The organism is Pseudonocardia sp. NPDC046786 (genome assembly GCF_040645415.1).
Lineage (GTDB): Bacteria > Actinomycetota > Actinomycetes > Mycobacteriales > Pseudonocardiaceae > Pseudonocardia > Pseudonocardia kongjuensis.
In genome coordinates this window covers 1-19028 of record NZ_JBEYYF010000002.1, presented here as the reverse complement: position 1 = coordinate 19028, position 19028 = coordinate 1, and the positions used below count along the sequence as shown (strand labels likewise).

The 19028-nt window shown below is 74.4% G+C and carries 21 protein-coding genes; 4 read left to right on the top strand and 17 right to left on the bottom strand.

Annotated features, from left to right (window positions below; translation table 11 throughout):
- Positions 1–18: 18 nt before the first annotated feature.
- On the bottom strand, positions 19–525 hold the full coding sequence (locus tag ABZ881_RS02270; RefSeq protein ID WP_344029630.1) for a hypothetical protein: 507 nt from the start codon (positions 523–525) through the stop codon (positions 19–21).
- A 17-nt stretch (positions 526–542) separates the two neighbouring features.
- Positions 543–1985, bottom strand: a complete 1443-nt coding sequence (locus ABZ881_RS02265) for a wax ester/triacylglycerol synthase family O-acyltransferase (protein WP_358481140.1) — start codon at positions 1983–1985, stop codon at positions 543–545.
- Between ABZ881_RS02265 and ABZ881_RS02260 the strand changes: the two genes are divergently transcribed.
- The gene (locus ABZ881_RS02260) at positions 1984–2814 is read left to right on the top strand and encodes an RNA methyltransferase (protein WP_358481138.1); all 831 of its coding nucleotides are present in this window, start codon (positions 1984–1986) and stop codon (positions 2812–2814) included. The genes ABZ881_RS02265 and ABZ881_RS02260 overlap by 2 nt on opposite strands.
- Here the strand turns inward: ABZ881_RS02260 and ABZ881_RS02255 are convergent.
- Positions 2790–2921 (bottom strand): hypothetical protein, encoded by a 132-nt coding sequence (locus ABZ881_RS02255; RefSeq protein WP_358481135.1) that lies wholly within the window; start codon positions 2919–2921, stop codon positions 2790–2792. The genes ABZ881_RS02260 and ABZ881_RS02255 overlap by 25 nt on opposite strands.
- Positions 2918–3055: a hypothetical protein gene (locus tag ABZ881_RS02250; protein ID WP_358481133.1), complete on the bottom strand. Its 138-nt coding sequence runs from the start codon at positions 3053–3055 to the stop codon at positions 2918–2920. Before ABZ881_RS02250 ends, ABZ881_RS02255 begins: the two co-directional genes overlap by 4 nt.
- 58 nt (positions 3056–3113) lie before the next feature.
- On the opposite strand from ABZ881_RS02250, the gene ABZ881_RS02245 reads away from it, so the two are divergent.
- Together ABZ881_RS02245 and ABZ881_RS02240 are read left to right on the top strand one after the other, a co-directional pair.
- Positions 3114–4385, top strand: coding sequence for an alpha-hydroxy acid oxidase (locus ABZ881_RS02245; RefSeq protein ID WP_358481131.1), 1272 nt, complete (start codon positions 3114–3116; stop codon positions 4383–4385).
- A 19-nt stretch (positions 4386–4404) separates the two neighbouring features.
- Entirely contained in the window at positions 4405–4689 is a 285-nt protein-coding gene (locus tag ABZ881_RS02240) for an antitoxin (protein ID WP_344029619.1), read from the top strand.
- 99 nt (positions 4690–4788) lie between these two features.
- On the opposite strand, the gene ABZ881_RS02235 is transcribed toward ABZ881_RS02240, so the two are convergent.
- The 4 genes from ABZ881_RS02235 to ABZ881_RS02220 are packed head-to-tail and all read right to left on the bottom strand — an operon-like array spanning position 4789 to position 7514.
- Positions 4789–5193 carry an HAD-IA family hydrolase gene (locus ABZ881_RS02235; protein ID WP_358481128.1) on the bottom strand — a complete coding sequence of 135 codons (405 nt, stop codon included), beginning with the start codon at positions 5191–5193 and terminating at the stop codon, positions 4789–4791.
- Positions 5194–5210: 17 nt separating this feature from the next.
- Positions 5211–5975 carry an ABC transporter permease gene (locus ABZ881_RS02230; RefSeq protein ID WP_358481127.1) on the bottom strand — a complete coding sequence of 255 codons (765 nt, stop codon included), beginning with the start codon at positions 5973–5975 and terminating at the stop codon, positions 5211–5213.
- Positions 5972–6955 carry an ABC transporter ATP-binding protein gene (locus ABZ881_RS02225; RefSeq protein ID WP_358481125.1) on the bottom strand — a complete coding sequence of 328 codons (984 nt, stop codon included), beginning with the start codon at positions 6953–6955 and terminating at the stop codon, positions 5972–5974. Before ABZ881_RS02225 ends, ABZ881_RS02230 begins: the two co-directional genes overlap by 4 nt.
- Before the next feature lie 10 nt (positions 6956–6965).
- Positions 6966–7514: a MarR family transcriptional regulator gene (locus tag ABZ881_RS02220; RefSeq protein ID WP_358481123.1), complete on the bottom strand. Its 549-nt coding sequence runs from the start codon at positions 7512–7514 to the stop codon at positions 6966–6968.
- Between the two features lie 204 nt (positions 7515–7718).
- Between ABZ881_RS02220 and ABZ881_RS02215 the strand changes: the two genes are divergently transcribed.
- Complete coding sequence (locus ABZ881_RS02215) at positions 7719–8414, top strand: Rv3235 family protein (RefSeq protein WP_358481122.1); 696 nt, start codon at positions 7719–7721, stop codon at positions 8412–8414.
- A 6-nt stretch (positions 8415–8420) separates the two neighbouring features.
- On the opposite strand, the gene secA is transcribed toward ABZ881_RS02215, so the two are convergent.
- The 9 genes from secA to ABZ881_RS02170 all read right to left on the bottom strand — a co-directional run.
- Entirely contained in the window at positions 8421–11309 is a 2889-nt protein-coding gene (secA, locus tag ABZ881_RS02210) for a preprotein translocase subunit SecA (RefSeq protein ID WP_358481120.1), read from the bottom strand.
- A gap of 208 nt (positions 11310–11517) precedes the next feature.
- The gene (gene raiA / locus ABZ881_RS02205) at positions 11518–12168 is read right to left on the bottom strand and encodes a ribosome-associated translation inhibitor RaiA (protein WP_358481119.1); all 651 of its coding nucleotides are present in this window, start codon (positions 12166–12168) and stop codon (positions 11518–11520) included.
- A gap of 331 nt (positions 12169–12499) precedes the next feature.
- Positions 12500–13228, bottom strand: a complete 729-nt coding sequence (locus ABZ881_RS02200; protein WP_358481117.1) for a phosphoribosyltransferase family protein — start codon at positions 13226–13228, stop codon at positions 12500–12502.
- A gap of 149 nt (positions 13229–13377) precedes the next feature.
- Entirely contained in the window at positions 13378–15108 is a 1731-nt protein-coding gene (locus tag ABZ881_RS02195) for an LpqB family beta-propeller domain-containing protein (RefSeq protein WP_358481115.1), read from the bottom strand.
- On the bottom strand, positions 15105–16910 hold the full coding sequence (gene mtrB, locus ABZ881_RS02190; RefSeq protein ID WP_358481114.1) for an MtrAB system histidine kinase MtrB: 1806 nt from the start codon (positions 16908–16910) through the stop codon (positions 15105–15107). The genes ABZ881_RS02195 and mtrB overlap by 4 nt, the downstream gene beginning before the upstream one ends.
- A gap of 22 nt (positions 16911–16932) precedes the next feature.
- Complete coding sequence (gene mtrA, locus ABZ881_RS02185) at positions 16933–17610, bottom strand: MtrAB system response regulator MtrA (protein ID WP_344029587.1); 678 nt, start codon at positions 17608–17610, stop codon at positions 16933–16935.
- Between the two features lie 47 nt (positions 17611–17657).
- Positions 17658–18344: a dTMP kinase gene (locus ABZ881_RS02180; protein ID WP_358481113.1), complete on the bottom strand. Its 687-nt coding sequence runs from the start codon at positions 18342–18344 to the stop codon at positions 17658–17660.
- Between the two features lie 11 nt (positions 18345–18355).
- Positions 18356–18835, bottom strand: coding sequence for an NUDIX domain-containing protein (locus ABZ881_RS02175; protein WP_344029581.1), 480 nt, complete (start codon positions 18833–18835; stop codon positions 18356–18358).
- Positions 18836–18914: 79 nt separating this feature from the next.
- Positions 18915–19028: adenosylhomocysteinase (locus tag ABZ881_RS02170; RefSeq protein ID WP_358481565.1), on the bottom strand; the 114-nt coding region annotated here is incomplete at its 5' end.

Sequence of the window (19028 nt, the reverse complement as noted above, 5' to 3'; positions counted from 1 at the left end):
CGCCGGTAGCCGGGCGGATCAGCCCAGCTCGACCAGGAACGGCAGCTCGGACCCGTCGTACCAGGCGAGCTCGAAGTCCTCGGCCTCACCGACCAGGAACTCGGCGTCCAGGTCGCCGAGATCGGCCTTGTCGACCGCACCCGCGGCCTCGCGGACGGCGTGCTCGGCCTCCGGCAGGTCGACGTGCACGGCGGCGATCTTCGCCACCGGGACCGGGCCGGTCACCCGGACCGCGCCGTCGTCGAGATCGGGGCGCAGGGTGACGTCGTCGGTGTCGGCGGCGACGACCACCCGGCGTGGCGGCGTGCCGTCCTCGCCGAGCCCGAATTCGACGGCGAGCAGCCGCAGCGACGCCCGCGCGGCCTCGCTGAGCGCGGCGTACTCCAGCTCCTCGTCGTCGCCGGTCACGTAGGACTCGCGCAGCTTCGGGGTCAGCGCGAACCCGGTCCCGCCGAGCGGCTCGAAGGTGCCGGTGGACACGGTCCGGGCCAGCATCGGCCAGGTCGCGGGGAGGTAGATCCGCACGGGTAGGTCCTTTCTCGCTACTGCCGCAGGGTGTCGAGGAGCTCCTCGAGCGACTCGTTCACCATCCCGGCGAGCACGTCGATGTCCCCCATCGCGTCCCGGTCGCCGTTGAGTCCGTAGTAGACGCCGCCGTCGTAGCTGGTGAGCCCGATGGAGACGGCCTGGCCCTTGGCCAGCGGCACCACCGGGAACATCTCCAGCATCCGGGCACCGGCCGCGTACAGCGGGAACTGCGGGCCGGGGACGTTCGTGACGACCAGGTTGAAGAAGTGCCGGGACATGCCGCTGGCGGCGCGCGCCCCGACCGCGTGCAGGGTCGGCGGGGCGAACCCGCCGATCCGGACGAGCGTGTCCGCACCGACGGCGTCGCCGGTGTCGGTGTGCTCGCGCATCTGGTGGGTCACCTGGTGCAACCGCACCAGCGGGCTCGGCTCGCCCACGGGGAGGTCCACCAGGAACGACGCCACCCGGTTGCCCAGCGAGCCGCCGGTCGCCGAGCTGGGCACGTCGCCCTCCCCGCGCACCGACAGCGGGACCAGCGCGCGCACCGACGACGACCCGCCGACCGGCTCGCCGCGCGACATCAGCCAGGTGCGCAGCGCACCCGAGATCACGGCCAGCACGACGTCGTTCACGTCGCAGCCGTAGGCGGCCCGCACCTTGCGGTAGTCCTCCAGGTCGGTGCGGGCCAGCGCGAACCGCCGCTGGGTGGAGATCTCGGCGTTCAGCGGGAGCCCCGGCGCGCGGCGGCCCGCCGTGCGCGCCATCGTCAGCACCTTGCCGGCGGCCCGGCCGAGCTTGCCGACGGTGGCCAGCGCGTCCCCGGTGGCCGCTCGGACGTTGTCCACGATCTCGGTCGGCCGGGTGACGGCCTCGCCGATCGCGTCCAGCACCAGCTGACCGTCGCTCGGCTCCGGCCGCGGCATCCACAGCTCGTCCGGCGTCTCGCGGGGCTCGGCGGAGACGTCCAGGATCACCTGTCCGATGTCGATCGCGGAGATCCCGTCGACCATCGCCTGGTGGGTCTTGGTGAGGATCGCGACCCGGCCGTCCTTCCCGCTGCCGCGGCCGGTCGGGGCCGGCGCGAGGCCCTCGATCAGGTACATCTCCCACAGCGGCCGCGAGTGGTCCAGCGGCCGGGACATCAGCCGCCCGACCAGGTCGGTGAGCTGGTCCTCGCTGCCCGGCCGGGGCAGCGCGGAGCGCCGCACGTGGTAGGCGATGTCGAACTCGGGATCGTCCACCCAGACCGGCCGGGCGAGGTTGCCGGGCACGTGCCGGACCTTCTGCCGGAACCGGGGGACCAGCGCCAGCCGCTGCTCGATCAGCTCGACCAGCCGGTCGTAGTCCAGGCCGTCACGCGGGCGGTCGAACACGGAGACGCCGCCGACGTGCATCGGCGTGGTCGCCTCCTCGATGTAGAGGAAGGAGGCGTCGAGTGCGGAGAGCCGGGACGGCATGGTCGAGATCCTACGTGCGCGTGGGACTCTGGCCGTCGTGACCGACCGCGCCCCGTCCACCCCGTCCGAGTCCGCCGCGCCGGCCGTGTCGCCGAAGGACCGGTTCATCACCGTCTACGGCCGCAAACCGGTCCTCGAGGCGCTCGCCGACGATGGCCTGGCGGTGGACAAGGTGATCCTCGCCGACTCGGTCCGCGGCGGCGGGGAGCGCGAGATCACCGCCGCCGCGCGCCGGCGCGGGGTGCCGGTGCAGCGAGCGTCGGCGCAGCGGGTGAAGGTGCTCGCCGGCAACGGCCGGCACGACCAGGGCGTACTCGCCGACGTCGTCGCCCCGCGGATGGCGCCGCTCGGCGTGTTCCTGTCCGATCTCGGCACCAGGCGGCCGGCGTCGGTGCTGGTGCTCGACGCCGTCACGAACCCGTCGAACGTCGGCATGCTGCTGCGCAGCGCGACCGCCGCCGGGCTGGACGGCGTGCTGCTCCCCCGGCGCGGGGTGCCCGCGATCGACCCGCTGGTGATCAAGGCGTCGGCCGGGGTGGCGTTCTTCGCGCCGGTGCTGCGCTGCGCCACCGCCGCCGAGGGCGTCGACCTGATGCACGGCGCCGGATTCTCGGTGTTCGGGCTGGACGCGGGCGGCGGGTCGCTGCTCGACGCCGACCTGCCGCCCCGGGTGGCGCTGGTGCTCGGCAACGAGACCGACGGCCTCACCGACGCCGTCCGGGAGCGCTGCGACGGCATCCTGTCGCTGCCCATGTTCGGCGGCGTGGAGTCGCTGAATGTGGCCTCGGCCGGGGCGGTCGCGGCCTACGAGCTGCTGCGCCGCCGCTGACCGCGGCCGGTCGTCGACCAGGCGATCAGGCCGCAGCCCAGCAGCAGCGCGGTCGCGTACACCAGCAGCGACGACTCCGGCAGCGACCAGTCGCCGAACGAGCTCACCCAGCCGTCGTGCTCGGTGAACGTCGGCAGCCGTACCCGACGAACAGCACGCCGACCACGATCCGCAGCACCGCGGCCGGCCATGGCGTCGTCGGATGTGCGCCGGTCCACAGCACCGCCCGCGGGACCTCCATACCGCTCCTCCCGTCCGTGCTCGACACATGCCCGGCTCGGGTACCTACCCTGGCGTCCATGGTCCGCCGTCGCATCCCGCGCCCGTCCGAGCTCGCGCCGCTGCTGCGCCCCGCGCCCGTCACCCTGGACCGCACCGCGGCCCGGCTGGCCCGCGCGGCGAGCATCGGTGACCTGCGGCTGCTCGCCCGCAGACGGGCGCCGCGGGCGGTGTTCGACTACACCGACGGCGCCGCCGAGGACGAGATCGGCCTGCGCCGCGCCCGCGACGCGTGGGCGTCGGTCGAGTTCACGCCGAGCGTGCTGCGCGACGTGTCGCGGGTCGACACCGGGACCGACGTCCTCGGCGGCCGCTCGGCGCTGCCGTTCGCGCTGGCCCCGACCGGTTTCACCCGGATGATGCACACCGCGGGCGAGCGGGCGGTCGCCGCCGTCGCGGCCCGGTCCGGGATCCCGTACACGCTGTCCACCATGGGTTCGACGACGATCGAGGACGTCGCCCGGGCCGGCGCCGGCGGCCGCACCTGGTTCCAGCTCTACCTGTGGCGGGACCGGTCGTTCGCGCACGACCTGGTCGCCCGGGCGGCGGCGGCCGGCTACGACACGCTGATGCTGACCGTCGACACCCCGGTCGGCGGCAACCGGCGCCGCGACGTCCGCAACGGCCTGTCCATCCCGCCCGCCCTGTCGCTGCGGACCTTCCTCGACGGCGCCCGGCACCCGCGGTGGTGGTTCGACCTGCTCACCACCGAGCCGCTGGCCTTCGAGAGCCTCGCCTCGGGCGGCGGATCCCCGTTCGAGGTGATCAACCGGGTGTTCGACCCGGCCCTGACGATGGACGACGTGGCCTGGCTGCGCGAGACCTGGCCGGGGAAGCTGGTGGTCAAGGGCGTCCAGTCGGTGGCCGACGCGCGCCGGGTCGCCGACGCGGGCGCGGACGGCGTGCTGCTGTCCAACCACGGCGGCCGGCAGCTGGACCGGGCCCCGGTCCCGGCCGAGCTGATCGAGCCGGTCGTCCAGGAGCTCGGAGACGACGCCGAGGTGCTGGTCGACACCGGGATCATGCACGGCGGGGACGCGGTCGCCGCCGTCGCGCTCGGGGCGCGGGCGGCGCTGGTCGGCCGGGCCTACCTGTACGGGCTGATGGCCGGCGGCGAGGCCGGGGTGGCCCGGGCGGTGGAGATCCTGCGCGGCGAGGTCGAGCGCACGATGCAGCTGCTCGGGGTGACCCGGGTGGCGGACCTCCGGCCGGAGCACGCGCGGCTCCGTTCGTCGATCGTGGACGCTGCTCACCCGAACGGGGTACGTGCCGAGGGTGCGCCGCGAGCCTGAGCGCGCGACCATGGTCGGCATGGGTTTCCTGGACAAGGCCAAGGACCTGCTCGGCAAGCACGACGACAAGGTCGACCAGGCGCTGAACAAGGCCGGGGACGCGGCCAAGAAGAAGTTCGCCGGCAACGAGCAGCACATCGACACCGCGACGAAGTTCGCCCGCGAGCGGACCGGTAGCGGCGACACGACCGCGCAGCAGGGTCAGCAGCAGCCGGGCCAGGCCCCGCCGCCGCAGGGTCAGCAGCAGCCCGGCCAGGCGCCGCCGCCGCAGGGCGGCCAGCAGCCGCCGCCCCCGCAGCAGTGATCCGGGCCGGTCACAACGGCCCGTAGCGGGACCGGCCCGGCAGCAGCCGGGCCGACCATCGAGGCGCCGTCCGCGAGCAGCGGGCGGCGCCTCCGCACGTCACGACCCGGCGTCGACGCCCAGCAGGATCTCCAGCTCGGCGAGCGTCGCATCGGCGCTCACGTGCTGCACCCCGACCGCCCCGGCCGCCGCCGCGCCGCGCACGCAGACGCCCATGTCGTCGACGACCACGCAGTCCGCCGGGTCCAGGCCGATCGCGGCGGCCGCCGCGGCGAAGGCGTCCGGGCTGGGCTTGCGGGCCCCGCGGACCGCCCCGAGCAGCACCGTGCCGAAGGCGTCGGCGCAACCGTCGGGCACCGCGTGCGCCCCGGAGAACAGGGCCGTCCGGATCCCGTCGGCGGCGGCCCGGCGGGCGTAGGCGAGCAGGCGCGGGCCGCCGTCCGGATCGTCGAGGACACCGCCGTAGTCGACGATCAGGCCGCGCAGCGTGCGTGGTTCCGGCACGCCGCCGACGGTACCCGTCAGTCGAGGGCGCGGCGGAGGAACCCGCGGATCCCGAGCAGGGTGAACAGCACGATCGCGAGCACCGGCACCAGCACGCAGATCCACATCGGGATGTGCGGGACGTGCGGCACCAGCGCCGCCCGGAGCCCCTCGCTGACGTAGGTCAGCGGGTTCAGCGCCGAGAGCACCTGGAACCAGCGCAGGTCGGCCAGGGTCAGCCACGGGTACTGCACGGAGCCGGTGAACAGCAGCGGCGTGAAGATCACCGCGAACAGGATGTTGATCCGCCGCGGTGGCACCGCGGTCCCGATGGTGAGGCCCATGGCGGCGCCGAGCAGCGATCCCAGCACCACCATCAGCAGCGCCATCGGGAGCCCGGCGGCCGGCCAGGACACATCCACCATCAGCAGCCCGATCGGCACCATCAGCAGGCTGGCCAGCAACCCGCGCAGGCCGGCGAAGATGATCTTCTCGACGGCCACCGCCCACACCGGCATCGGCGCCAGCAGCCGGTCGTCGATCTCCCGGGTCCACGACAGCTCGAACACCAGTGGCAGCGTGACGCTCTGCAGCGCCCCGAACAGCGCGTTCAGCGCGATCAGCCCGGGCAGCATGATCTCGCCGTAGCCCTCGGCGACGAACCCGCCGCGGCCCAGCACGACCACGAAGACCAGCAGGAAGAAGAACGGCTGCACCAGCACCTGGGCGAGGAAGGAGGGCAATTCTTTGCCGGTGACGAAGATGTCGCGGCGCAGCACCGCGAGGAAGGCGCGCCGGCTCACCGCAGTTCCCGTCCGGTCAGGTCGATGAAGACGTCCTCCAGGGTGGCGGACCCCAGCCGCACGTCCCGCGCCGCCGCACCGTGCCTGCCGAGCAGGTCGACGACCGGCGCGAGCAGCGTCGCCGGGTCGCCGACCACCGACAGGCGCAACGCGACGGTGCCCTCGACGTCGTCGGCACGCCGGGGCGGGCTCTCCACCCGGGCGACGTCGGCCAGCCCGGACAGCGCGGCCCGCATCTGCTCGGTCCCCGCCGGGCCCGGTTCCGCGACGATCTCGATGCTCCCGCTGCCGGGCAGCGAGCGGACCAGCGCGTCCGGGGTGTCGAGGGCCAGCAGCCTGCCGTGGTCGACGATCCCGATCCGGTGCGAGAGCTTCTGCGCCTCGTCCATGTCGTGGGTGGTCAGCACCACGGTGATGCCCTCGTCCCGCAGGCCGAGCACGTAGTCGTGCACGAACAGCCGGGCCTGCGGGTCCAGGCCGGTCGAGGGCTCGTCGAGGAAGAGCACCTCGGGCTTGTGCATGAGCGCCCTGGCGATCATGATCCGCTGCGCCTGGCCGCCGGAGAGATCGTCGGCGACCGCCTTCGCCCGGTCGGCCAGTCCCATCCGTTCCAGTAGCTCGTCGGCCCGCCGGTTGCGCTCGGCGCGGCCGACGCCGTGGTACGCGGCGTGGAAGACCAGGTTGTCGCGGACGCCGAGCGAGCGGTCCAGGTTCTGCCGCTGCGGCACCACCGCGAGCTTCGCGCAGACGGCGACGGAGTCGCGCAGCACGTCCAGCCCAGCCACCCGTGCGGTCCCCGACGTCGGCACCACCCGGGTCGTGAGGACGCCCACGGTGGTGGTCTTGCCGGCCCCGTTCGGGCCGAGCAGCCCGAAGATCTCACCCTCGGCGACCTCGAAGGACAGGCCGTCGACCGCGTTGCGGTCCGACTTCGGATAGCGTTTCACCAGGTCGACGACCTCGACCGCGGCCCGTCCCATCACGTCTCCCTCAGCGCGTCTGCCCGCGGTGATCCTGCTCCAGCACCACGATCACCGCGAGCAGATACTCGCGGATGGCCCCGGCGTGTGCGCGCGGGGGATCCGGGACACGCCGCCGGCGGTCCGCGGACCGGGCGGCGACCAGCCGGCCGCGACCGGCGTCGGTGATGACGACGCGGCGGACCCGCCGGTCCCCGCCGACCGCCGCGCGGGCCGCCAGACCGTCCTCCTCCAGCGCGTCGAGCACCGGGGTGAGCGTGGTCGGGCCGACCCGGACGCGGGCCGCCAGCTCGCGCTGGACGAGCCCCTCCGTCCCGTCGAGCACCTGCAGCACCGCGAGCCCGGTCCGCGACAGGCCGTGCTCCGCCGCCCGGCGGCGCCGGTGCTCCGTCACCCCGGCGCCGGCGCGGACCAGCAGATCGGCGACCGTGTCCGGCCCGCCGGGACCCGGGCGCGGGCCGATGGACGGGTCGCTCGGCTCCGCGTGCGATCGGCCGGGCTCGGCGTGCCGGCCCCGCTCGGTGGGCCGGGACGGGTGGGGACGCGGTTGCTCGGGCATCGCGGCAGGGTAGGCCGCCGCCGGCGCCCGCGGGCCCGATCGCGATCGCCTGCCTGCGGCTGCGAACGATCCGCCGGCGGGCGCGGACCGTGCGCCGTGCGGACCCGGACGGTACGGACCCCGACGGTGTCGCCACCGGACGGTGTCGGTACGAATCCGGGCCGATCGGACCGTGCCGCGCCGCGCACGGCGCACGCTCGTCCGGTGACCACGTCCAGCCCCGCGGCCGGCCCGCTGCCCGACACCCCGGCCGGCCGGCCACCCGGCCCGATCCCCGGCTCCCCCGCCGGTCCGGTGCCCGGGGCCCCGGCACCCCGTCCGTTCCCCGATCCCGGCGGGCCCGGCGGCGAACAGCCCGGGGACCGGTACCGCGTGCTGGTCGCCCGGACGCCGGAGGAGGTACCGCCCGAGCTCCCACCCGGCCTGGTCGTCGTCCTCCCGGGCGGGATCCGCATGTACTCGGGCGCGACCCCGGCCCCGGACCGCGCCGGACCGCCGCGCGCGGAGGTCCGGCCGCCCGAGATCACCGTCCCGGACGCCGATCGGACCCGGGCCCGGGCGGCCGAGCTGGTGCGGCTGGTCCGCGAGGTGCTCACCGGGCGCCGGCCGGCCGGCCAGCTCGCCGGTCTCACCGCGCCGCCGGTGCTCCGCTACATCCGGGCGGCCCGCCCGGCACCGCACCGCGGCCGCCCGGGCGGGCGGGAGCGGGCGCCGGGCTGCGGCGCGGCCCCGGGCGCGCAGCGCCGCGCCCACCCGGTGCACGTGGACCAGCCGCACCCGGACGCCGCGGAGATCTGCACGACCGTCCCGCTCGCCGGCCGGAACCGGGCGCTGATCCTGCGGATCGACCGCGCGGGCGGCGACGACCCGTGGGTCGTCACCGCCGCGCGGCTGCTGTGACCGCGGTCAGCGGCGCCTGCGGTTCGCCTTCTCCGCGCGACGGCGTTCGGCACGGTTGACGCCACCGTCGCCCGCACCGTTGCCGGTCGGCGCGTTCTGCGGCGCGGCGTTCTGCGCGGGAGCGTTGCGGGGCACCGGGTTCCGGGGTGCGGCCGCGCGGTAGCGGCCGGTCCGGCCACCGGGCGCGGGCGCCGCGCCCTCTCCCCGCCGGGCGACCCCGCCGTCCTCGCCGGGACCGCTGTACTGCAGGTTCTGCGGCGGGGTGGTGCGGAACAGGTTCGGCAGGACCACGGTGCTCTCGCTCGGGTCCTCCGCGGGGGCGCGGCGGATCACCGGGATCTCGGTCGTCGCGGGCTCGGCCTCCTGGACCGGCGCCGCAGGCTGCTGCACCTGGACGACGACGTTGAACAGGTGCCCGATCGTCTCCTCCTTGATGCCCTCGAGCATCGCGGTGAACATGTCGTAGCCCTCGCGCTGGTACTCGATCACCGGGTCGCGCTGGGCCATCGCGCGCAGCCCGATGCCCTCCTTGAGGTAGTCCATCTCGTAGAGGTGCTCGCGCCACTTGCGGTCGATGACCTGCATCAGCACCTGGCGCTCGAGCTCGCGCATCCCGCCCTGCGCGCCGATCAGTGCGTCGATCTCGGCCTCACGCCGGGCGTAGGCCTGCTCGGCATCGGCGAGGATCTGCTTCTCCAGGTCCTCCGCGGTGAGATCGTCGAGGTCGTCGGCGAGCGAGTTCGGGTCGATCGACACCGGGTAGAGGCCGCGCAGCGCGGTCCAGAGCTTCTCCAGGTCCCAGTCCTCGGCGTAGCCCTCGGCGGTCGCCCCGGCGACGTAGCCGTGGATCACGTCCTCGAGCATGTTCCGGGTCTGGCGCTGCACGTCCTCGCCGTCGAGCACCCGCCGGCGCTCGTCGTAGATGACCTTGCGCTGCTTGTTGAGGACCTCGTCGTACTTGAGGACGTTCTTCCGGATCTCGAAGTTCTGCTGCTCGACCTGCGTCTGCGCGCTCCGGATGGCGCGGGTGACCATCTTGGCCTCGATCGGCACGTCGTCCGGCAGGTTGAACCGGTTCATGATCGACTCGACCACGTGGCCGTTGAACCGGCGCATCAGCTCGTCGCCGAGCGAGAGGTAGAACCGCGACTCGCCCGGGTCGCCCTGCCGGCCGGAGCGGCCGCGCAGCTGGTTGTCGATCCGGCGCGACTCGTGCCGCTCGGTGCCCAGCACGTAGAGCCCGCCCGCCGCGCGGACCTCGTCGGCCTCCGCCCGGACCTGCTTGCGCATCCGGTCCAGGACGGCGTCCCAGGCGGCCTCGTACTCCTCGCGGGTCTCGACCGGGTCGAGCCCCTGCCCGCGCAGCTCCAGGTCCGCCAGGAACTCCGGGTTGCCGCCGAGCATGATGTCGGTGCCTCGACCGGCCATGTTCGTCGCGACGGTGACGGCGCCGGCGTGCCCGGCCTGGGCGATGATCGCCGCCTCCCGCGCGTGGTTCTTCGCGTTCAGCACCTCGTGCGGCACGGAGCGCCGCAGGAGCAGCTTGGCGAGGTACTCGGACTTCTCGACGCTGGTGGTACCGATCAGGACGGGCTGGCCGTTCGCGTGCTTCTCCGCGATGTCGTCGGCGACGGCCTCGAACTTCGCGGCCTCCGTCTTGTAGATCAGGTCCGGCTGGTCGGCGCGCACCCGCGGTTTGTTCGGCGGGATGGACACCACCGACATCTTGTAGATCTCGTGCAGCTCGGCGGCCTCGGTCTGGGCCGTACCGGTCATGCCGGAGATCTTGTCGTAGAGCCGGAAGAAGTTCTGCAGCGTGATCGTCGCGAGGGTCTGGTTCTCCGGCTTGATCTCGACGCCTTCCTTGGCCTCGATCGCCTGGTGCATGCCCTCGTTGTAGCGGCGCCCGGCGAGCACCCGGCCGGTGAACTCGTCGACGATCAGGACCTCACCGTTCGCGACGATGTAGTCCTTGTCCTTCTTGAACAGCTCCTTCACCTTGACGGCGTTGTTCAGGTAGCCGACCAGCGGGGTGTTCGCGGACTCGTAGAGGTTGTCGATGCCGAGCTGGTCCTCGATCAGCGCGACACCCTCCTCGGTGATGCCGACGGTGCGCTTGCGCTCGTCGACCTCGTAGTGGATGTCCTTGGACAGCATCGGCGCCAGCCGGGCGAACTCCTGGTACCAGCGGGCGCTCTGCTCGGCCGGGCCGGAGATGATCAGCGGGGTCCGCGCCTCGTCGATCAGGATCGAGTCCGCCTCGTCGACGATCGCGAAGTTGTGGCCGCGCTGCACCATGTCGGCGACGTTCCACGCCATGTTGTCGCGCAGGTAGTCGAAGCCGAACTCGTTGTTCGTGCCGTAGGTGATGTCCTGCGCGTACTGCTCGCGGCGCTGGACCGGGGTCATCTCGGAGAGGATCACGCCGACGGTCAGACCGAGCCAGCGGTGGATCCGGCCCATGGTCTCGGAGTCGCGCTTGGCGAGGTAGTCGTTCGTGGTGACGACGTGCACGCCCTTGCCCTCGAGGGCATTGAGGTAGACGGCCAGGGTCGAGGTCAGGGTCTTGCCCTCACCGGTGCCCATCTCGGCCACGTTGCCCAGGTGCAGTGCGCCGGCACCCATCAGCTGCACCGTGAACGGCCGCTGGCCCAGCGTCCGCTGCGCCGCCTCGCGGACCGTCGCGAACGCCTCGGGCAGCAGGTCGTCGAGGGTCTCGTCGCCGGCGAGCCGCTGCCGGAACTCGTCGGTCTTCGCGCGCAGCTGCGCGTCGGTGAGGCCCTCGAACTCGGGCTCCAGGCCGTCGATGTGCGCGGCGATCTTGCCGAGCCGCTTCACCAGCTTGGTCTCGCCGGCCCGGAGGAGTCGACTCAGGAAGGGCACTGCCGACCTCATTCACGTTCGCGGTCAGGACACGGGACGGGTGTCACTCACCGGACGAGGTCACACCGCCCCGAAACCCATGGTACGGGCCCGCCGTCGCGGGTCCCGCGCCGCTTCGGCGAGGCCCCGCGCGCCGCGACCGGTGGCGGCGAACGGGGCACGGGACGGCACCGCCGGGCGCGGGTGCCGCCGCGGACGGCCGGGCACCCGCGCCGAGCGGTCAGCCGCCGAGCCTGATCACTCCGTAGTCGTAGCCGCGACGCCGGTAGACCACCGAGGCGTGCCCGGAGTCGGTGTCGGCGAACAGATAGAAGTCGTGTCCGACGAGCTCCATCCGGGACAGTGCCTCGTCGACCGTCATCGGGTCGGCCTGATGGGTCTTCTCGCGCACGATGCGGCCGGGCAGGTACTCCGCCGCCCACTGCTCCTCGAACTCGGCACCGGGAAGGGACTCGTCGTGCGAGCGGGGCGCGGGGATGGTGTCGGTGGTGGGCGGTGCCGCCTCCATCAGCGCGACGGCGGAGGCGTTCGCGGCGACCCGCGAGGCGTGCACGCGGTCGCGCCGACTGGGCTTGCGACGGTCGTGCGAACGGCGGAGTCGCTCGGCGAGCTTGCCGACGGCCATGTCGAGGGCTGCGTAGAAGTCGGGCGCCGACGCCTCGGCGCGGGCCACGGCACCGCAGCCGCCGCGGCCGGTGATCTCGACACGCTGGCAGGACTTCTGCTGTCGGCGGTTCGGCTCGTGGAAGAGCTCCACCTCCATTCCGACGATCTTGTGATCGTGCCGCTCCAGGCGGGTCAGCTTCTCCTCGACCAGACCGCGGAAGTGGTCCGGTACCTGCACGTTCCGGCCGGTGACGACGATTTCCACTCGGACATCCCTCGCTTCGCCTCGTGCTGAACCCGGGACTCGACGACGGCCCCGGGGGGTGGGCTATCGGTCGTTCCTCCTGGTGTGCTATCGGGTCGGAGTTCATCGGACGCTATCGGGAAATCCGCCGACGGGACAGGCCGCTCGTCGACCCGGAAGCGGGACGTTCGGCCCGCTGTCGATCCCGTTCTGCGACCGGCACGCGGCAACCGGGTGATACCCGGCCGTCACTTCCTGCACCCACCGGCGGGTCGTCGGATGCGGCACTCACCGGCCATCGGAGGCGGCCGCCCGGACGCGCCCCCGACCCGTCGGACGGATGTGACGGCGGTCACTGCTTTCGGCCGGGTGTGGTGGCGTCGGCCAGCAGCACCGAGCCGACCGGTTCGCAGCCCAGCCCGCGCAGGGCCCGCCGGCACGCCCGCAGGGTCGCCCCGGTGGTGACCACGTCGTCGACCAGCACCACCGGTGCACCGGGGTCCGGCGGCGGCCGCCGCCCGCGGTCGGCCCGCCCGCGGCCGGCCGGGTACAGCGCGGCGGCCAGGTTCGCCGCCCGGGCCGCCCCGTCCAGGCCGACCGAGTCCCGGGCCCGGCGGTCGAGCGCGAGCAGCGGGGCGGTGCTCGCCGGCAGGCCGGCGGCCGCGAGCCGTGGCTCCAGCGCCCGGCACAGCCGCAGCACGTGGTCGCCGCCGCGGGCCCGGGCCGCCGCCGGGCGGGACGGGACGGGCACCAGCCGGATGCGGGGCGGCGCCCGCCCGGCCGCCACCGGCAGCACGACCGCGAGCGGGGCCACCAGCAACCCGGCCAGGTCCGCCGCGAGATCGCGGCGGCCGCGCTCCTTGTAGGCCAGCACCGCGCGGCGCAGCGGCCCGCGGTAGCGCCCGGCCACGGCGACCCGGCCGGCGCCGGGCACGCCGACCGACCACGGGCCCGCGGTGCTCTCCGCGCACCACGGGCACCAGCCGCCGCTGCCGGGCGGCCCGGCACCGCAGCCACCGCAGGTCCGCGGGAACAGCAGGTCGAGCAGCGACGCCAGGGGTGAGGGGGCCGGAGCGGTCATGCCGGGGATGCTGCCCGACGCCGGCCGCCGGGAGCCCCGGACCGGGCCCCGGAACCCGGAGTTGTCCACAAGTGCCGGATCTGTCCACAGGCGGCGAACCGGCCCGGTCACCGGCCGCCCGCCGGTGCAGGCTGGTCCCCGGCGCCGGTTCAGCCCGGGTAGAAGGGCCGGGCAGCGGTGGAGGCACCCACCGTCTGCCGCCACGCGTCGAGGTCACCGCCGGTGTAGCTCCACAGGCCGGTCCGGTCGGTGACGTAGATCGGCCGTCCGGGAGCGGCGGCCACCGCACGCAACGGGGAGGTGAGGTTGGTGCCCGGTACCGGGTCCAGCGTCAGGCCGTCGATCGTCACGAGTGCGACCGGGCGGTCTGAGTCGGACGCCACGGCGAGCTGCTCGCTCGACCGCCAGTCCACGGCGACGACGTCCTGCAGCTCGTTCGGGCGCAGCTCGCGCAGCGGCCCGATCGCGGCCTCGCCGCCCTCCCCGGGCACCACCGGGCCGACCAGGGCCGTGCCGCCCGCGACGACCGCGATCCGGCCACCCTCCCGGGAGTGCGCCACGTCGGCGATCTCGCCGAGCCCGTCCAGCCGCCGGGTGTCCAGCGGCGCCTCGGCGGGCGGCCCGGTCGCCGGGACCAGCACCCGGCGCAGCCGGCCGTCGGCGACCGCCCAGATCTCGTCGCCGGCACCGTTCCAGCTGAGCGAGGTCACCTCGGCACCGGAGACCGGGGTCGCGGTCAGCTCACCCTCCATCGGGCCGGTCAGCAGCCGGTGCGTCCCGGTCTCCTCCCGGGAGACGACGGCGATCCCGTCACCGCGCGCCGAGGCGGCCGCCTCGACCACGTCGAACGAGCCGTTGCCCGCCTGTCCCGGTACCGGGGTGTCCTGGCCGCCGTCGGCCAGCTGCCGGACCCGCCCGCCGTCGACCACCAGCGGGAACGCCGGGAGCCGGTCGGGCGCGGCCACCAGGCCGGCGACGTCGTCCCGGGTGATCTCTGGCAGCTCGGGCAGCAGCGGCTCGCCGTCGGAGAGCACCCGCACCCGCGGCACGCTGACCTCGGCCAGGGTGAGGGCGACCTGGGCGGCGAGCAGCCGGCGGTCGGCCACCGACAACCCGGACACACCGGTCAGATCGACGACACTCACCCCGTCCGGCGACTCGGCGACGGCCGAGCGCAGCCGGGCGGTCGCCGGGAACATCGTCACGGCCGCACCGGCCAGCCCCGCCGAGGGCCCGCCGAGCAGCACCTCGGTCGCGCGGGAGGCCAGCTGGATCGGCCGGGTACTGGGGATGTAATGGGTATCGGACATCAGCGTGCCGCGCTGCGGATCGGCGAACCACGCGCGCAGCGAGCGGTAGTTCGTCCGGAAGTCCGACAGCCGGACCATGACTCCCGGCGGGGGCCGGTCGATCCGCCAGTGGTCCTCCTGCCGGACGACCCCGATGTCGATCTCGACGGGTCCGGTGGCCGTCTCGAACGCACCCGAGGGGCTGACCGTGCCGAGCCGGGTACCGCGCAGCCGCACCACCGCCCGGTCCCCGCCGTGCTCGGCGCTGTCCGGTGCGAACACGGTGTCGAAGCGCTCGGTGAGCACGGTCAGCGAGGCGCCGTCGTCCCAGTCGGCGGCCGAGGCGGCGAGGTAGCGGCGGGCGGAGGCGTGCCGGTCGTCCGGCCGCCCGGAGGCGTAGACGAACTCGCGGACCAGGCCGAGCGGGTCGGCGTCCTCGATCGGGCCGTCCGGCACGGCCGCCCCGGTGTCCCCGGTCTGCCGCAGCACCTGCACCGAGGAGTGGTCGGGCACACTCGCACATCCCGCGAGCACGACCAGGCAGATCAGCATCCCCAGCCCGCCGATGAACCGGTGCAGCACCCCGCTCACCGCTGCACCCCCGGGTCGGTGATCGCCCGTTCCGCGGGAACCACCGGGGCGGGCTCGTCGGCGCGCAGCGCGCGGACCTCGTCCTCGCACGCCGGCCGGGTCTCCTCCCGGCGGCTGACGACGCCGCGGGGCGGGGTCGGCACCGAGGTGCCGGGGCGGCCGTCCCGGCGGCGCTCGGTGTCGTCATCACCCGACGGCGGGCCGAGCGGCAGCGGAGAGGCGGAGATGTGACCACCCACGAGGCGGGGCAGGGTCAGCCGGAAGGCCGATCCGTTGCCGGGCTCGCCCCACGCCTGCAGCCAGCCGCCGTGCAGCCGGGCATCCTCGATGCTGATCGACAGGCCCAGGCCGGTGCCGCCGCTGCGCCGCGCCCGGGACTCCTCGGCCCGCCAGAACCGGTTGAACACCAGGTCCGCCTCGCCGGGCCGCAGGCCGACGCCGTGGTCGCGCACGAGCACCGCCACCGACGCGGGGTCGCCCGCCATCGTCACCTCCACCGGCATGCCCTCGCCGTGGTCGATCGCGTTCGCCACCAGGTTCCGCACGATGCGCTCGACCCGCCGCGGATCGGCCTCGACGTACTCGCCGGACGGCAGGTCGAGCACCAGCTCGGTGCCGGCGTCGGCGGCCAGGCCACGGACGGCTCCGACGGCGCGCCGCACCACCGCGGACAGGTCGATCTGCTCGGCGCCCAGCTCGGCGACGCCGGCGTCCAGCCGGGAGATCTCCAGCAGGTCGGCGAGCAGCTCCTCGAACCGGTCCAGCTCGGTCACCAGCAGCTCGGAGCTGCGGCGCAGCGCCGGGAGCAGCTCGTCGCGGGAGGCGTAGAGCACGTCGGCGGCCATCCGGACCGTGGTCAGCGGGGTGCGCAGCTCGTGGCTGACGTCCGAGGTGAACCGGCGCTGCAGCGCGCCGAACTCCTCCAGCTGCGCGATCTGGGCGGCGAGGCTGCCCGCCATCTCGTTGTAGGACTCGGCGAGCCGCGCCACCTCGTCCTCGCCCCGCGCGGCCATCCGCTCGTCGAGATGACCGCCCGCGAACCGCTCCGCCACGTCGGCGGCCTCCCGGATCGGCCGCACCACCTGCCTCGTCACGAGACTGGCGATCGCCGCGAGCAGCACCAGCAGCACCAGCCCGCCCACGATCAGCGTGCTCTGCACCAGGTTGAGCGTCAGCCGCTCCCCCTCCAGCGGGAAGAGCAGATAGAACTGCAGGTCACGGCCCGCGGTGGAGACCGGCTGCCCGATCACCAGGGTCGGCACGCCGTCGACGGTCGTGTACTGGCGGCTCACACCGCCCTCGGCGACGGTGGCCCGCTGCTCCGGGGTGACCTCGTCCACCGGGCCGGAGAAGACCTCGGGCCCGTTGCCGATCCCGCTGGTCAGGGCCGCCCGGAACTCACCGGCGGTGGACGTGCCGGGCGATGCGTCCTCGGTGTTGGTCAGCCGCTGCAGCGCCGCGTTGAGGATCTCCTGCGCGCCCTCCCGGTCCGGGTCGACACCGGAGAGCTCGCCCTCGAGTACCACCCGGCCGGTCTCGGCCTGGACGAGCGCGCCGTTGATCTTGCTCTGCAGCAGCCGCTCGGCGATCTCGCTCTGCAGCACCAGGCCCAGCACCAGCACCACCGCCGAGGACAACGCGAGCGTCGACACCACGACCCGCAGCTGCAGCGACCGCCGCCAGGACGCGGCGACCAGCGCGCCGAGCTCGTGCGCCTGGGCCCGCAGCGGGGCGAGCCCCCGGACCAGGCGCCCGACGCCCGGCAGCCGGCCGAGCCGGCGCCGGATACCGAGCCGGCTCATCGCAGGCGCACCGGCTCCGCCATCACGGCGGCCCGGCCTTGTACCCCACCCCACGGACGGTCAGGACCACCTCGGGGCGCTCCGGGTCACGCTCCACCTTCGACCGCAGCCGCTGCACGTGCACGTTCACCAGCCGGGTGTCGGCGGCGTGCCGGTAGCCCCAGACCTGCTCGAGCAGAACCTCGCGGGTGAACACCTGGCGCGGCTTGCGGGCGAGCGCGACCAGCAGGTCGAACTCCAGCGGGGTGAGCGCGATCGGCCGGCCGGCCCGGGTCACCTGGTGCGCGGGCACGTCGATGTCGATCTCACCGATGGACAGCTGCTCGGCGGGCTCGGACTCGTTGCGCCGCACCCGGGCCCGGATCCGGGCGACGAGTTCCTTGGGCTTGAACGGCTTGATGACGTAGTCGTCGGCACCCGACTCCAGCCCCAGCACGACGTCGACCGTGTCGCTCTTGGCGGTGAGCATCACGATCGGGATGCCGAACTCCGCCCGGATGGCCCGGCAGACGTCGATGCCGTTCATGCCCGGCAGCATCAGGTCGAGCAGGATCACGTCCGGTTGCGAGTCCCGGACGGCGGGCAGCGCCCGGGTGCCGTCGGAGACGACCGCGGTCTCGAACCCCTCGCCCCGCAGCACGATGGTGAGCATCTCGGCCAGGGCCGGGTCGTCGTCGACCACCAGCACGCGCGACTTCATGCGTCCCAATATCCCACCCCGGCTCCGGAGGGCGACCGGGGAGGGCCCTACCCGCGGCCGGCGAGCACCTGCCGGGCCAGCCCGGCGACCCCGGCAGCACCGTCGGTTCCAGCAGCGTTGTCGGCTCCGGCAGCGCCGTCGGCTCCCACGACCGTCCACGGGCTCAGCCAGCTCGCGGCGGCGAGCTGCCGGTAGACCGCGTCGGTGCGGGCCTGCAGCCCGTCGTCGCTCTCGTAGGCGTCCCGCGCCCGGCCCGGCTCGGCGAGCTCCCGGGCGCGGGCCCGCCCGGCGGCCACCTCGCGCGGCGGGGCGAGCAGCAGCTGGTGGTCGGGCACCGGGATGCCGAACCGCTGCACCTCCAGCTCGCGCACCCAGCCGACGATCTCGCCGGCGGCGTCCTGCCCCAGCCGGGCGGCGTTGTAGGCGGCGTTCGAGGCGACGTACCGGTCGACCAGCAGCACGTCGTGCGCATCGAGGTCGGCGCGCAGCCCGGGGGCGGCGGCGCGCCGGTCGAGCGCGAAGAGCACCGCCATCGCGTGCACCGAGGACGCCAGGTCGCCCATCCGGCCGTAGAGCGCGTCGCGGGCCAGCTCGGCGTGCACGTCGTCGTCGTAGCGGGGGAAGGCGGTGGTGCGCACGGACGCACCGGCCGCGACCAGCTCGGCGGTCAGCCGCGCTGCGAGGGTGCGCTTGCCGGCACCGTCGAGTCCCTCGATGACCACCAGCCGTCCCACGGGCGCAGAGCCTAACCGGTGCCGAGCAGCCGGACCCGCGGCCAGCTCGTCGCGAAGCCGGGGTGCAGGGCCAGCTCGTCGAACCGGTCGGTGCGCACCCAGCGCAGCTCGGTGCTCTCCCGCCCGCGCACCGCCACCGGCGGCGCGGACGGGGCCCGGACCACGACGGTCGTGTAGCTCCAGCCGCCGTGGTCGTCGACGAACTCGTCGAGCAGCCGCACCGCCGCAGTGTCCAGCGAGCTCTCCTCGGCGGCCTCGCGCAGCGCGGCCGCTCGGGCGGGCTCGCCGCGGTCCCGGGCGCCGCCGGGGATCCCCCAGGTGTCGCCGTGGTGGCTCCAGGACGCGCGGTGCTGCAGCAGCACCCGGTCCACGCCGGGCGGGTCGGTGTCGTCGCGGTGCCGGACGAGCAGGCCCGCCGCGCCGAACAGGCCCCAGTGCCGGTGGCCCGCGGCGCAGTGCACCCAGCCGTCCCCGGAACCGATCTCGATCATCGTCACCGATCCTGAACACGCGCCGGCGGCGCGATGGCCGTCGAGGCCACCGCGCCGCCGGTCGGGAGAGCGGACCTGCTCAGTAGCGGTAGTGCTCCGGCTTGTACGGGCCCTCGACGTCGACGCCGATGTACTCGGCCTGGTCCTTGGACAGCTTCGTCAGCTCCCCGCCCAGCGCCAGCACGTGCACCTT